A 14466-nucleotide genomic window follows, 5' to 3' on the forward strand; every position below is an offset into this window, starting at 1 on the left:
ACCGCCAGCCGCTAACAGCTGCAGCTTTTGTCCGATTCTTCGTTCACAGGCGTCGGATAGTCATTGTCGAAGCAAGCCAGGCACATGCCGCGGTTATACGCACCGTCATTGCCGCCGACCGAATCAACGAAGCCATCATTGCTTAGGAAAGATAACGAGTCCGCGTTGATCTGCTTGCGAATTTCTTCCACCGTCCGGTACGAAGCGATCAGCTCCTTGCGGTCAGGGGTATCGATGCCGTAGTAGCACGGGTTTTTGAAAGGCGGTGACGTTATCCGCACATGCACTTCGGTCGCGCCTGCTTCACGAAGCAGGTTCACGATACGAAGCGAGGTCGTGCCGCGCACGATCGAATCATCGATCATGACGACGCGTTTTCCTTCCACGACTTTGCGAACGGCGGAAAGCTTCATCTTCACGCCTTTTTCGCGCAGCTCTTGGGAAGGTTGGATAAACGTCCTGCCTGTATATTTGTTTTTGATAAGTCCAAGCTCATAAGGAATACCCGTTTGCTCGGCATAACCGATCGCCGCGGAAATACTGGAATCGGGCACGCCCGTTACAATATCCGCGTCCACGAATGATTCCTGCGCGAGCTGGCGTCCCATCCGTTTGCGCGCCGAGTGGATGTTGATTCCGTTAATATCGCTGTCCGGGCGGGCAAAATAAATGTATTCCATCGCGCAAGTCGCACGGCGCTCTACTTCTGCATAACGGTCTTCACGCATACCGTCAGCGTCGAAAATCAGCAATTCTCCCGGCTGCACATCGCGAACATATTCCGCGCCGATCGTCTCGAACGCGCAAGATTCCGACGAGAATACGTAGCCATCGCCTAGACGACCCATGACGAGCGGACGAAGTCCGTTCGGATCGGAAGCGACGAGCAGCTTTTCATTCGTCATGATCAGGAACGCGAATCCGCCGACAATACGCTGCAACGCTTCTTTCGCCGCCGTCTCGAAATCCTTCGGAGAAYGAGCGATCAGATGCGCAATTACTTCCGTGTCGCTCGACGTCTGGAAGATCGATCCCGACATCTCAAGCTCCTTGCGGATTTCCGGCGCATTGACGATGTTGCCGTTCGTCGCAACAGCGAGGTCACCATCGCGATAGCGGAAGATAAGCGGCTGTGCATTCGCCAGCTTGCTCTCTCCTGCCGTCGAATAACGAACGTGGCCAATCGCACGGTCGCCCTTCAGATGGTCAAGCTCGTCCTTGCCGAACACTTCCTTAACTAGCCCCATGTTGCGGTGATAGGCGAAGGCATTGCCGTTAGCCGTATCAACCGTACAAATTCCCGCGCTTTCTTCGCCGCGATGCTGAAGCGCATGCAGGCCGTAGTAAGAGAGGCTCGACGCCGCCGGGATATTGAATACCCCGAAGACGCCGCACTCTTCACGCAGTTTGTCGAAAATATCGTCACGTCCGATACCCTCGTTATAATGATCTCCCGTCCAAAGCAAATGCTTGCTTATTTCATCAGACATGGAATCGCATCCTTCCAGACCTTCTCCAGTTGTTTGACCGGCGCGTTGATGCCGGATTTGCCGTTTACGTTGATGGAAAGGCTGCTGCCTTTAACCGTACCGATAGTAGCGTTGATTACGCCTTGCTCGTTCAGGTAAGCCGTCAATGCCGCAGCATTTTCCGGTTTAGCGGAGAGCAGAATACGCGATTGCGATTCGCTGAACAGCAATTGATCCGCGCGAAGCTCAGTGGAGAGAGCGATCTCTGCGCCAAGTCCGCCGCTGATGCAAGATTCTGCTGCAGCTACCGCAATGCCGCCTTCGGACAAGTCATGCGCCGAAGCGACTAGACCTTTTTGAATCGCGCCAAGAACGGCACCGATTACTTTTTTCTCCGTAGCGAGGTCGATTTCAGGTGGACGTCCGCTAGCCGCGCCTTCGAGCACGTATTGCAGCTCGCTGCCGCCGAACTCGGCTTTCGTCTCGCCGATCAAGACGATCACGTCGCCATCAGCTTTGAAGCCTTGCGTCGTAATGTGGTCAACGTCGTGTACGAGACCAACCATGCCGATTACCGGCGTTGGGTAGATCGCGCCTTTCGCGTTCTCGTTGTACAAGCTGACGTTACCGCCGATTACCGGCGTATCCAGCACGACACAAGCTTCGGACATGCCGTCTGCCGATTTCTCAAGCTGCCAGAACACTTCAGGTTTCTCAGGGTTGCCGAAGTTCAGGTTGTCCGTAATCGCAAGCGGCTCTGCGCCGGAGCACACGATATTGCGCGCTGCTTCAGCAACGGAGATACGTCCGCCAACTTCAGGATCCAGATATACATAACGACCGTTGCAGTCCGTCGTCATTGCAAGCGCCTTGCGCGTGCCGGGAATCGTCACAACAGCCGCGTCGGAGCCCGGCTGAACAGCCGTCGACGTACGAACCATGTAATCGTATTGATTGTAAACCCACTCTTTGCTAGCAACCGTAGGGGATGCAAGCACTTTTTCCAAAGCGCCGTTCAAGTCCGTGATTTCGGCAAAAGCAGCTGTATCCACTTTCGCATTCTCACGATAGTAAGCTGGCTCTGCAGAAGGCTTCTCATAAACCGGACACTCGTCAACGAGCGCTTTAACCGGCATATCCGCTACTTCTTGGCCTTGGTGGAACAAACGAAGACGTCCGTCATCGGTTACTTTGCCGACTTTGGCGCAAATAATGCCCCAACGGTCGAAAATTTCTTTCGCTTGCGCTTCATGCTGCGGTTCAACAACGAACAGCATGCGCTCTTGCGATTCGGAAAGCATCATTTCGTAAGGCGTCATGCCAGTCTCGCGTTGCGGAACTTCGTCCAGGTACAGCTCAAGGCCGTTGCCTGCTTTCGAAGCCATCTCCGCGCTGGAGCAAGTGAGGCCTGCTGCGCCCATATCTTGAATACCAAGTACGATACCGGAATCGATCAGCTCAAGCGTTGCTTCCATAACGAGCTTCTCCATGAACGGATCGCCGACTTGTACCGCCGTACGCTTCTCTTCGGACTCTTCGGACAGCTCGACAGATGCGAATGTCGCGCCGTGGATACCGTCGCGGCCCGTTGCCGGACCTACGTAGAATACCGGGTTGCCTACCCCTTTTGCTACGCCGCGTTGGATTTTATCGTGATCGATAAGACCTACGCACATTGCGTTAACGAGTGGGTTGCCTTCATAGCTCTCGTCGAACATCACTTCGCCCGCAACAGTCGGGATACCGATACAGTTGCCGTAGCCAGCGATGCCGCTAACGACGTGCTCGAACAAATATTTAACGCGCTCATTCTCCAGATTGCCGAAACGAAGGCTGTTCAAAAGAGCAACCGGACGTGCGCCCATCGAGAAAATGTCGCGGATAATGCCGCCTACGCCTGTAGCCGCGCCTTGGAAAGGCTCAACTGCAGATGGATGGTTATGCGATTCGATTTTGAAAACGACTGCTTGGTTGTCGCCGATGTCGACGATGCCCGCTCCTTCGCCCGGTCCCATCAGGACGCGAGGACCTGTAATCGGGAATTTTTTCAAGATTGGTTTGGAGTTTTTGTACGAGCAGTGCTCGGACCACATGACGCTGAATACGCCGATCTCCGTGTAGTTGGGCTTACGGCCAAGGAATCCGCAAATAAGCTCATATTCGTAATCGGATACGCCAAATTGGCTGTAAATTTTCTGATCGGCAATTTGCTCCGCCGTCGGTTCTTTAGCCGTTAACTGCTGCGCCATGTTGTTCCCTCCATGCATTCAAAATCGATGTAAACATCCGTTTGCCGTCTTCCGAGCCGAGCAATTGGTTAACTGCGCGCTCCGGATGCGGCATCATGCCGACTACGTTACCTGCTTTGTTGCTAACGCCCGCGATGTTCTCTACCGAACCGTTCGGGTTCGTGTCGCCTGCATAGCGGAACACGATTTGGTTGTTCGCTTTCAGTTCAGCCAGCGTCGCATCATCGCAGAAGTAGTTGCCTTCGCCATGAGCGATCGGAATATTGATAATCTCGCCTTGCGAGTATTCGTTGGTGAAAGCCGTGTTGCTGTTAACAACCTCAAGCGGCGTTTGGTGACAGCGGAACTTCAGTCCGTTGTTGCGGATCAAAGCGCCAGGAAGCAGTCCAGCCTCGGTCAAAATTTGGAATCCGTTGCAAATGCCAAGGATAAACTTGCCTTGGTCAGCCGCTTTCTTCACTTCGCTCATTACGTTAGCGAAGCGAGCGATAGCGCCGCAGCGAAGGTAATCGCCGTAGGAGAAACCGCCAGGAACTAGAATGCCGTCATATGCGGACAGGTCGGTAGCCGTATGCCATACGTAGTCGACAGGCTGGCCGATCGTTTCTTCAACCGCTTTGTAGCAGTCGATGTCGCAGTTGGAGCCTGGAAATACGATAACTGCAAACTTCATCGTCTTATCCCTCCAGCTCAAAACGGTAATCTTCGACAACCGTATTCGCAAGCAGCTTCTCGCACATCACTTTAATGCGTGCTTCTGCTTCTGCGCGGTCGTTCGTATCAAGCTCAAGCTCCAAGTATTTACCGATGCGCACTTTGCCGACTTCGGCGAAGCCCATCGAGTGAAGCGCGCCTTGTACAGCTGTTCCTTGCGGGTCCAAAACGTTTTCTTTGATCGTGACATAGACGGTTGCCTTCATAATAGCCTCCTGGAAATGTGAGTTTTCCCTTTGCGGGTATGAGCTGGGAAAAGGGATCGTTCGTGAGTACGCAAGGGCAATTGTCTCCGTCGCATTAGCAATCGTAAATTTTTAATTACACCTTCATGTGTAAATTTACGATAGCTAGACGCGAGCGCTGTCGCTCTACGACAACAACCCTTGCTCCCCTCACTTGTCCATTTTCCACAAACTCAAAAACCGCTGCGGGGTGGTCGGTGAAGCTTGGACAGCCGCGCTTTGCGCTTGCGCGCGCGCTGGCTGTTAAAGAGAGCTGGTTAGTTCACCATCGCCGAGCTTCTGCCCGTTTACCGGGTGAGGTGCTCATCCCCATCTCCCTCATTATCGGTGAGATGTTGCGGCGTTGGCGGATTAACTGGAATTTGTCCTGTTATTTCGGCGGATATGAGCTGATGCGATGAATTAGCTGGAGGTTGTCCCRTTATTTCGCCGCTAAACCAGGCTTCGAGGCCGATTTGGTGAAATTAGCGGGAGGTTTTCCAGTTAATTCGTGCGAGAGCGTTCATTCGAGCCAATTTAACGGGAGAAATTCCCGTTATTGTATAACGGCCGCGGGGTTCACCGCTGCCATGCGGTTTGACTGGATTTCATCCAGCCAAATCGAGCGTTACGAGCCGAAATCTGCATTTGACTGTATTTCCTACAGTTAAATGGGAGTAATGAGCTCTAAATCCGGGAAACAGGCGCTTTTGATTGGATATTTTACAGTCAAAGCTTAGAAACGAATGAATAAGGTTACTTTAGACTGGACGAAATCCAACCAAGCGGCGCTTGTACCCAACCTTACAACATACAAACCTTTATAATTCAACGCCGACGAGGCGGCGGTAGATGTCGCGGTAGCGGGCGGTCGTCGCTGCTACTACGGATTCGGGAAGCGGAGCAGGCTTGCTGTCGCGATCCCAGTCGGAGCCGAGCAGATAAGTGCGTACAGGTTCTTTGTCCATGCTGTCGATCTCGATGTCGAAGGCGTAGTTGCCTTCGGCCCAGAAGCGGGACGAGTCCGGCGTGAAGATTTCGTCGATCAATATAACTTTGCCGTCGATAAGTCCGAATTCGAATTTGCAATCGGCAAGAATGATGCCGTGCTTCGCGCAATACTCATGCGCGAACTCATACAACTTGATGCTGCGGTCGCGAAGCTCTTCTGCGAGCTCAGCGCCAACCATCTCAGCCATCTTCTCGAACGGGATGTCCTCGTCGTGACCGACGTCGTTTTTCGCAGCAGGCGTGAAGATCGGCGCCGGGAAGCGCTCGTTCTTGCGAAGACCCGCAGGGAGCTCGATGCCGTTGATCGCGGACGTTTGCTGGTATTGTCTCCAACCTCCGCCCGTGATATAGCCGCGAACGACGCATTCGATATCGATGCGCTCCGCTTTGCGGGTAACCATGATGCGATTGCGAAGCAGTTCAGGCTCGGTAACAAGGTCGCCAAGCTTCTCAACGTCCGTATGCACGACGTGGTTGACTTGAATGTCGGCCGTTTGCTCGAACCAATAAGCCGATAGGCGGTTCAGCACATTGCCTTTGTCCGGCACGGCCGGGTCGAGCACGTAATCGAATGCCGAGATGCGGTCCGTCACGACGATTAGGAAATGCTCGCCGAGATCGTACAATTCTCGCACCTTGCCTTTATAAATTAGAGGAGCCTTAATGTAATCAACAGCCGTGGATAAAGCTTGCGATTGAACAGTCATTGATGGCTTGCCCTCCCTAGATTAATCCGAGACGTGAGAAGATCGTGTCGACATGCTTGAGGTGCCATGCCGGGTTGAAGCAGTCGTCGATTTCTTCAGCCGACAGTACGCTTGTAACCTCTTCCGTCTCGCTGATGATATCGCGGAACTGACGTTGCGTTTCCCAAGCCTGCATCGCGCGCGGTTGAACCGTGTCGTATGCTTTTTCGCGGCTGAAGCCTTTGTCGATCAGCTTCGTCAATACGCGGCCCGAGAACGGCACGCCGTAAGTCGCTTGCATGTTGCGCTTCATGTTTTCCGGGAACACCGTCAGGTTGTTGATGATGTTGCCAAGACGGTTCAGCATGTAGTTCAACAGCATCGTTGCATCCGGCAAAATGATGCGCTCAACCGACGAATGGCTGATGTCGCGCTCATGCCAGAGCGGAATGTTCTCGTAAGCCGACAGCATGTGTCCGCGAATAACGCGTGCAAGACCGGAGATGTTCTCGCAGCCGATTGGGTTGCGCTTATGCGGCATTGCCGAAGATCCTTTTTGACCTTTCGCGAAAGGCTCTTCAACCTCACGGAACTCGCTCTTCTGCAAAGCGCGAATTTCCGTAGCGAATTTGTCGAGCGAGGACGCGATAAGCGCAAGCGTCGCCATATATTCGGCATGACGGTCACGCTGCAGCGTTTGCGTCGAGATAGGAGCTGCCGTGATGCCAAGCTTCTTGCAGACGAACTCTTCCACGAATGGATCGATATCCGCGAACGTGCCTACAGCGCCGGACATTTTGCCGAACTGTACGCCGTTAGCCGCATGCTGGAAACGCTCCAGGTTACGTTTCATTTCCTCGTACCAGAGAGCTACTTTCAGACCGAACGTCGTCGGCTGCGCATGAACGCCATGCGTACGGCCCATCATAGGCGTATCTTTATATTGGATCGCTTTGTCGCGAAGAATTTCAATGAAACGATCGATATCTTTGAACAAAATCGCATTGGCTTGAAGGAGCAGGTAACCGTTCGCCGTATCGACAACGTCGGTCGAAGTGAGACCGTAATGAACCCATTTGCCTTCAGGGCCTGCTTTCTCGGACACAGCGCGTGTGAACGCGATAACGTCATGGCGAGTGTCTAACTCGATTTCGTAGATGCGATCAATATCGAAAGCCGCCGATTTGCGAAGCGCCACGACATCTTCCTTCGGAATCGCGCCGAGCTCTGACCAAGCCTCGCATGCGCATAGTTCAACTTCGAGCCAAGCGTTGAACTTGTTCTCTTCTGTCCAAATCGCTCTCATTTCCGGTCTGCTGTAACGCTCTAACATAAACCATTCACACCTTCCAAATATTCGTTTCTTGAATCCATTCCAGCGCTGCTTCGGTACTTGGCGCAATGACGTTCACATGGCCCATCTTGCGTTTGAATACCGCTTCCTTCTTTCCGTACAAATGCACCTTCGGCGCAACTTGAAGCCGCTCCGCCGACTCGTCTTGCTGCGCCATAAGCGCAAGCAGCGGCTCTACATGCTGCCCAAGTACGTTAACCATAACGACAGGGCTCATGAGCGTCGTATCCCCGAGCGGCAGGTTGCATACCGCGCGTACATGCTGCTCGAACTGCGAAGTTCGGCAAGCTTCCATCGTATAGTGACCGCTGTTATGCGGCCTAGGAGCCAGTTCGTTAACGAACAGCTCGCCATCCGCCGTAACGAACAGCTCCACCGCGATCAACCCTACGACGCCAAGCCCTTCGGCAATGCGCATCGCCAGTCGTTCCGCTTCGCGCTGCACGTCCTCGTTAATACGTGCCGGCACGATAGATAAGTGCAATATATTATCGACGTGAATATTTTCCGCAACAGGGAACGCTTTTATTTCACCCTGCGGGCTTCTCGCCGCTATTACTGATAATTCTTTGTCAAAGCGAATGAATTGCTCGAGCACGAGCTGCACGCCCGCGCGCGAAAGCGTCTCGTAAGCTTCGGCGATCTCGTCTTCACTGCGGATGACCCATTGGCCTTTGCCGTCGTAACCGCCCATCGCCGTCTTCAGCACGCAAGGCGTACCGAAACGTTCTACCGCCTCGCGAAGCTCGTCCACGCTGTGTATCTCGCTGTAAGGCGCTACGCGAACGCCCGCCGCTTCGATCGCTTGCTTCTCGCGAAGCCGATGCTGCGTCGTATAAAGCAGCTCGCTGCCTTGCGGCACGTACGATTCCGCCATCAGCATTGCTGCGACATCGGCATCAACGTTCTCGAACTCGTAGGTGATGACATCCGACCGCTTCGCAAGCTCGCGAGCCGCCTCACGATTGTCATAAGCCGCTACGATCTGCTCCGATACTTGCCCGCATGGCGCATCCGGCGTTGGATCAAGAGCAATGAACCGATAGCCCATCGCGCTGCCTGCATTCGCCATCATTCGGCCAAGCTGACCGCCGCCGAGAATGCCGATCGTGCTGCCCGGAAGCAGCGTCTTCACATTCTCTGCGGATGCGGATGACTTATTGCCCGCTTCGTTGCTCATAGCGTCTCACTGCTTTCCAGTACTTCCTGCTTCACGCGCTCGCGGCGCGCTTCTACGCGCGCTTGCACTTCAGGATCGAACGCGCCGATCATTTGCGCCGCAAGCAAGCCTGCATTCGTGCCGCCTGCATTGCCGATCGCGACTGTCGCAACCGGAATGCCGCCCGGCATTTGTACGATGGAGAGCAGCGAATCAAGTCCGCTTAGATTCGAAGACTTAACAGGAACGCCAATAACCRGCAAAATCGTCTTCGCAGCGACCATGCCGGGCAAGTGTGCAGCTCCGCCGGCTCCGGCAATAATGACCTTAAGCCCTCGTTCTACTGCCGATTCCGCATATTCGAACATCAAATCCGGTGTACGATGCGCCGACACTACCTTTTTCTCATACGGAATTTGAAGCTCCTCCAGAACGTCACAGGCTAATTTCATTGTGTCCCAATCCGACTTGCTGCCCATGATTACGCCTACCTTCGCAGACATGCGATCAAACCTACTTTCATCAATAGAGTATGGAAAAACAGAAAAAGCCCGCAAGCAACCATATATAGGCTGCCTCGGACTACGAGCGCGAGCGCCGGCGACAATGAATGTATGCCGCCTGCCGCTCAGTAAAGGATTCGATGATGAGGCAGCTTCCAGCGCTAGGAGACAACAGAAGGCTGCCCCGTCAGAGGAGCAACCTATGCTTGGCAAATGGCTGTGCGCAGCTCTCGTTCATCGCTTCACTTCACGCTCGTAGTCCAGAAAATAAGGTTTCCGGGTAGAAACATTCGGGCCTTCTCCCGAAAATATACGAGTGTATCTTAACTAAGTGTTAGCGTTATTTCTTCTACTTTAATATATAACGCATATCATGATATTTGTCGAATCTTGTCGTTCAAGGCAGTGTGCTCGCCTCAAGCCTACTCTAGTTTATCCAATCCCCCTAACACTGTCAATAAAATACGAACATTATGAGAGGAAGTTTTATAAAGGTTCGTTTTTTTGAATAAATCGTACGGAAAATCAGAACAGTATGCCCAAAAAAAGGGCTTATGCCCACTGGCATGAATCGAAAAACAGAGCCTAACCTCATTTGAGACGTTCCCGGTCGTACTTGCAGACTAGGGACGGCTCTTCTTGAATATAGATGATTAGTAGCGTCTATTTCGGCATTTCCATTCCATGGATGAACCACAAAGCGTATAAGGAGGTTGGGCAGGCATGCATATTCACGTCGTGCAAAGGGGGGATACACTTTGGGCGTTGTCGCAGAAATTCGACGTCCCTCTCGATAACATACTTGCCGCGAACGGACTGCGGGGAGATGAACCGCTCGTCATCGGCCAATCGGTCATTATTCCTCAGCAAGTAACCAGCCATAAAGTGCTGGTTGGGGAGAGCCTGTGGGCGATCGCAGAGCGGTACGGTCTCTCGCTTCAGCAGTTGATGGCTGTGAATCCAATTAGCAATCCAGCGCTAATTTACCCCGGACAGGTGATTACGATTCCGCAAGCGACGAAGCCGGTTACAGAGGTTAATGCCTATACCGAGAAGTTCGGAGCAGCAGGCGTCGAGATTGTGAATGATATCGGCCAATACTTAACCTACTTAAGTCCGTTCAGCTATCGCGTGCAGTTGGACGGCTCGATGATCCCGCTCGACGACTCGGCTATTATCAAAGCAGGCTACGCACACCGCGCCGCTCCGATGATGGTTATTACGAACTTCGAGAACGGCACGTTCAGCCCCGAGATCGCTCATGCCGTTTTGTCCAACCAGCCTGTACAAGAACGGCTGATTACGGACATTTTGGCCATTATGAAAAACAAAGGATATCTCGCGCTCAACGTCGACTTCGAGTAYGTACCGCCTGCCGACCGAGCCCTCTACAACGCCTTCCTGCAGAAGCTCGTAGACCGTCTGCATCCAAGCGGCTATCTGGTTTCAACTTGCCTTGCCCCGAAGATAAGCGCCGATCAGACCGGTACTCTGTATGAAGCTCATGATTATGCCGCTCACGGACGAATCGTCGACTTCGTCATTCTGATGACTTATGAATGGGGCTGGTCAGGCGGACCGCCGCGCGCCGTCGCGCCGCTAAACGAAGTCGTGAAGGTGCTGAACTACGCCCTCACCGTCATTCCGGCTGGCAAAATCGTCATGGGCATGCCGTTATACGGCTATGACTGGACGCTCCCTTACGTGCAAGGAGGCAAGTGGGCCCCTACGGTGAGCCCGCAGGAAGCGGTGCGTCGTGCCGCCAAATACGGCGCAGAAATCAAATACGACGCGCTGAGCCAATCACCGCATTACAATTACTTCGACGAGCAGCGCCGCGAGCACACCGTATGGTTCGAGGATGCCCGCAGCGTGCAAGCCAAGTTCAACATCGTCAAAAGCTATCATTTGCGCGGTATCAGTTATTGGGTGCTCGGCGTCTCGTTCCCGCAAAATTGGTATGTGCTGAATGCGAACTTCACAATTAAGAAGCTAGTTTAAGCTTAACGCTTCAATAACGCTATACGATCCGAAGACACATAACCTACCCTTAAGCTATGTTGGATATCTGCATCAACTTTAGCCGAAAATGAGCCCTAACCAGAGCTAGTTTGATATTTGCTCTAACTTTGCTTCAGGAAGCCTCATTTCACCATCCCATAAAGAAGTTGCTGCAAAAAATCCAGTGTAGGCTATTATGCCGGCCACAAAAGGTCGCTCTATCCTGCAAATATCTATTATAGCCTCCATTCATATTAAAAGGCTGTCCGATAAGGGATCTGGAATAGACCAGACACACTCGGACAGCCTTTAATGCTTAATGCCTTATTGTTCCAACCAAACAGTCTTCTCTGCAGCCGGCGTACGCTTCGCAGCAGGCGCGGCCATATCGGGATAACCGATGAACACAAGCCCTACCAGCTGTTCAGCTTCGGAGAGGCTGAATGCTTCCTTCATTGCCGGATGGTACATCGGATCACCCGAACGCCATACGGCGCCTAGTCCGTTCGCATGAACGGCTAGCAGCAGATTCTGCACCGCGCAATGTGCGGCAGCCATCTCCTCTGCCAATACGGCCCGGGGATCATCCGAAGGTGAACATACTGCCGCGATCACGACTGGGGAACGGAACGCTTTCGTGCGCTCCTTCGCCAGACGCTCCTCCAGCTCCTCTCCGCTAAGATCGGGAAGCTGCGCTGCAGCAACTTTGGCGTATCCGTTGCCCAAAGCCGATCTGCCCTCGCCTGTCATCACAATGAACTTCCATGGCTGTGTATTGAAATGGTTTGGCGCCCATACTGCCGCGTCCAACAGCTTCTCGATTTCTTCACGCGGAACGGGATCGCTTTTCACTCTCCCGATTGATCTTCGTCCTTGAATCGCCTCTTCCAATAACATGACATTCTCTCCCCCGACTTATGTTAGCTTCTAACTATATTTCAAATTACTCGTTAAATAACACGAGGTATTCCCCGTAGCCTTCCTTCTCCAAATCCTGTTTCGCTACGAAACGAAGCGACGCCGAATTGATGCAATAGCGCAGTCCCGTCGGCTGCGGTCCGTCGTCGAACACATGACCCAGATGCGAATCGGCTTCCTTGCTTCTCACCTCTACGCGCACCATATAATGACTCGTATCGGTGTGCTCCGAAATGGAAGCAGCCTGAAGTGGCTTCGTGAAGCTCGGCCAGCCGCAACCGGCATCATATTTGTCTCGCGAGCTGAATAATGGCTCACCCGATACAATATCGACATAGATACCGTCTTCGGTATGATCCCAATATTCTCCCGTGAATGGACGCTCCGTAGCGCTATTTTGCGTTACTTCGTATTGGATAGGAGTTAGCTTCTTCTTCAGCTCAGCCTGATCCTTGCGCATACTCCAGTTTTTCGCGATGAAAGCGTCGCGTCCAGAGCCTTTACGGTACATTTTGTAACGGAACGGATTCGTCTTATGATAGCCCTGGTGATAATCCTCAGCCGCATAAAACTTACCTGCCGGTTCGATCTCGGTCACGATCGGTTTATCGAAGCGTCCGCTTGCTGCAAGCTCCTGCTTCGACGCTTCAGCCAGCTTGCGCTGCTCTTCCGTATAATAGAAGATGCCCGTCCGATAGGAATCGCCGCGGTCATGGAACTGCCCGCCTGCATCCGTAGGATCGATCTGATGCCAGAAGATGTCTAGCAACTTCTCATAGGGAAATACGTCGGGGTCGTACGTAATAAGAACGGCTTCTGCATGTCCAGTCGTATCGGAGCATACCTCTTCATACGTTGGATTTTCCTTATGCCCGCCTGTATAGCCGGAGACGATAGAGACGATACCTGGCATTTCCTCGAAAGGCGATACCATACACCAGAAGCACCCTCCTGCGAATGCTGCTTGTTCCGTGCGGCGCTGGCCGCTATTATGCGATAATGGTTGATCCATGTTGATCTCCCTCCATTGACTTGTAAATTGAGAACCTTTCTCTCCTATTATACATGACAAGAGGGTCATACAACAAAGTTCAGCAACTGTACCGTTATTCAAATGAGCTTCCCGGTAAAATAACAAGCATAACGGGCAGAAAAAAGGACTGCTTTAGCTACATATGTAGCCAAGCAGTCCTCCTTTTCGTTGAAGCTATATTACGTTATGCGGTGCATGGACCATACGATACCGGAGTTTGTCGCTCCACCCAAGTTTAACGAAATGGTCAACCCTCCATCTACATAGAATAAACCGATTACATCGCCCGCATTCAACGCTACATCGCCTGCCAAAGTAACAGCGCCATTGCCTAATATCGCTCTAAGCGTTAGAACTAAAGCAACGTTTACGTTAAGCAAAGGGAATAAGCCACTGATAAGATCTATTGGAGTTCCTGAAGTTCTACGAACAGCAAAAGCAGGGTTGATACCCGCGCCTAAGCTCAAACTAATGGCCGCCGTTGTTGAGTAGTTAATTGTAGCTTCAATAGCATATCGACCCGTTGTAGGAACGACAAAGTTACCTGTACCCGCATTAAAGGTGCCATTATTGAAATAAGGGCTAGCAACGCTAAAGCCTGTAATTTGTGTAGAACTGGATACGGCTAGAGCTGTGACAAAGCCAGAGAATCCGTCAACACCGACAGCGACACCTGTTGCTCCCGTTGCTCCAGTCGCACCGGTTGGGCCGGTTGCTCCCGTTCCGGTTGCTCCTGTTGCCCCAGTCACGCCTGTTGGGCCGGTGACACCTGTCGCTCCTGTTGGGCCGGTTGCTCCTGTGCCTGTTGCACCTGTTGCTCCGGTTACACCCGTTGGGCCGGTGACACCTGTCGCTCCTGTTGGGCCGGTTGCACCCGTTGGACCCGTTCCTCCTGTTGCCCCGGTTGCACCTGTTGGGCCGGTTTCGCCTGTTGCTCCTGTAGGGCCGGTTGCTCCTGTACCGGTTGCACCTGTTGCTCCGGATACTCCCGTTGGGCCGGTGGCACCTGTCGCTCCTGTCGGACCTGTTTCTCCTGTTCCGGTTGCTCCTGTTGCACCTGTTACACCCGTCGGACCTGTTACGCCCGTAGCTCCTGTCGGACCTGTTGCTCCAGTGCCGGTTGCTCCTGTTGCTCCGGTCACGCC

12 protein-coding genes, 1 pseudogene and 1 riboswitch are annotated in these 14466 nt (G+C 52.9%); of the genes and pseudogenes, 2 read left to right on the forward strand and 11 right to left on the reverse strand.

Features of this window, described 5'->3' with window-relative positions; all coding sequences use genetic code 11:
- Positions 1-11 precede the first annotated feature (11 nt).
- From purF to purE, 8 genes are all read right to left on the reverse strand, one after another.
- On the reverse strand, positions 12-1490 hold the full coding sequence (gene purF / locus AB4Z33_RS24720; protein WP_442052445.1) for an amidophosphoribosyltransferase: 1479 nt from the start codon (positions 1488-1490) through the stop codon (positions 12-14).
- Positions 1475-3718, reverse strand: coding sequence for a phosphoribosylformylglycinamidine synthase subunit PurL (purL, locus tag AB4Z33_RS24725; protein WP_442052446.1), 2244 nt, complete (start codon positions 3716-3718; stop codon positions 1475-1477). The genes purF and purL overlap by 16 nt, the downstream gene beginning before the upstream one ends.
- The gene (purQ, locus tag AB4Z33_RS24730; protein WP_442052447.1) at positions 3696-4391 is read right to left on the reverse strand and encodes a phosphoribosylformylglycinamidine synthase subunit PurQ; all 696 of its coding nucleotides are present in this window, start codon (positions 4389-4391) and stop codon (positions 3696-3698) included. Before purQ ends, purL begins: the two co-directional genes overlap by 23 nt.
- Positions 4392-4395: 4 nt before the next feature.
- The gene (gene purS, locus AB4Z33_RS24735; RefSeq protein WP_307476050.1) at positions 4396-4641 is read right to left on the reverse strand and encodes a phosphoribosylformylglycinamidine synthase subunit PurS; all 246 of its coding nucleotides are present in this window, start codon (positions 4639-4641) and stop codon (positions 4396-4398) included.
- An 836-nt stretch (positions 4642-5477) separates the two neighbouring features.
- Positions 5478-6374, reverse strand: a complete 897-nt coding sequence (locus AB4Z33_RS24740) for a phosphoribosylaminoimidazolesuccinocarboxamide synthase (RefSeq protein ID WP_442052448.1) — start codon at positions 6372-6374, stop codon at positions 5478-5480.
- A gap of 16 nt (positions 6375-6390) precedes the next feature.
- Complete coding sequence (gene purB / locus AB4Z33_RS24745) at positions 6391-7686, reverse strand: adenylosuccinate lyase (protein ID WP_442052449.1); 1296 nt, start codon at positions 7684-7686, stop codon at positions 6391-6393.
- A gap of 7 nt (positions 7687-7693) precedes the next feature.
- Positions 7694-8887, reverse strand: a complete 1194-nt coding sequence (purK, locus tag AB4Z33_RS24750) for a 5-(carboxyamino)imidazole ribonucleotide synthase (protein ID WP_442052450.1) — start codon at positions 8885-8887, stop codon at positions 7694-7696.
- Positions 8884-9369 (reverse strand): 5-(carboxyamino)imidazole ribonucleotide mutase, encoded by a 486-nt coding sequence (gene purE / locus AB4Z33_RS24755; protein ID WP_442052451.1) that lies wholly within the window; start codon positions 9367-9369, stop codon positions 8884-8886. Before purE ends, purK begins: the two co-directional genes overlap by 4 nt.
- A gap of 103 nt (positions 9370-9472) precedes the next feature.
- Here purE and AB4Z33_RS24760 point away from each other — a divergent pair, with 103 nt between their 5' ends.
- Both AB4Z33_RS24760 and AB4Z33_RS24765 read left to right on the forward strand, forming a co-directional pair.
- Positions 9473-9628: a hypothetical protein gene (locus AB4Z33_RS24760; protein ID WP_442052452.1), complete on the forward strand. Its 156-nt coding sequence runs from the start codon at positions 9473-9475 to the stop codon at positions 9626-9628.
- Positions 9606-9705, reverse strand: a riboswitch (purine riboswitch). Its footprint overlaps the gene before it by 23 nt.
- Positions 9706-10092: 387 nt before the next feature.
- Positions 10093-11370: a LysM peptidoglycan-binding domain-containing protein gene (locus tag AB4Z33_RS24765; RefSeq protein ID WP_442052453.1), complete on the forward strand. Its 1278-nt coding sequence runs from the start codon at positions 10093-10095 to the stop codon at positions 11368-11370.
- Positions 11371-11694: 324 nt separating this feature from the next.
- Here AB4Z33_RS24765 and AB4Z33_RS24770 read toward each other — a convergent pair whose 3' ends face one another.
- From AB4Z33_RS24770 to AB4Z33_RS24780, 3 genes and pseudogenes are all read right to left on the reverse strand, one after another.
- Entirely contained in the window at positions 11695-12267 is a 573-nt protein-coding gene (locus AB4Z33_RS24770) for a nitroreductase family protein (RefSeq protein ID WP_442052454.1), read from the reverse strand.
- 46 nt (positions 12268-12313) lie between these two features.
- Entirely contained in the window at positions 12314-13300 is a 987-nt protein-coding gene (msrA, locus tag AB4Z33_RS24775; protein WP_442052455.1) for a peptide-methionine (S)-S-oxide reductase MsrA, read from the reverse strand.
- Between the two features lie 200 nt (positions 13301-13500).
- Positions 13501-14466 (reverse strand): annotated as a pseudogene (locus tag AB4Z33_RS24780) (collagen-like protein); the annotation flags it as partial.

The organism is Paenibacillus sp. 2TAB19 (assembly GCF_052115185.1).
GTDB lineage: Bacteria > Bacillota > Bacilli > Paenibacillales > Paenibacillaceae > Pristimantibacillus.

Coding starts and splice junctions, on each gene's coding strand:
- msrA (WP_442052455.1), bottom strand. CDS start 13,300: ATGGATCAACCATTATCGCATAATAGCGGCCAGCGCCGCACGGAACAA.
- purQ (WP_442052447.1), bottom strand. CDS start 4,391: ATGAAGTTTGCAGTTATCGTATTTCCAGGCTCCAACTGCGACATCGAC.
- AB4Z33_RS24740 (WP_442052448.1), bottom strand. CDS start 6,374: ATGACTGTTCAATCGCAAGCTTTATCCACGGCTGTTGATTACATTAAG.
- purK (WP_442052450.1), bottom strand. CDS start 8,887: ATGAGCAACGAAGCGGGCAATAAGTCATCCGCATCCGCAGAGAATGTG.
- AB4Z33_RS24760 (WP_442052452.1), top strand. CDS start 9,473: ATGAATGTATGCCGCCTGCCGCTCAGTAAAGGATTCGATGATGAGGCA.
- purL (WP_442052446.1), bottom strand. CDS start 3,718: ATGGCGCAGCAGTTAACGGCTAAAGAACCGACGGCGGAGCAAATTGCC.
- purB (WP_442052449.1), bottom strand. CDS start 7,686: ATGTTAGAGCGTTACAGCAGACCGGAAATGAGAGCGATTTGGACAGAA.
- AB4Z33_RS24770 (WP_442052454.1), bottom strand. CDS start 12,267: ATGTTATTGGAAGAGGCGATTCAAGGACGAAGATCAATCGGGAGAGTG.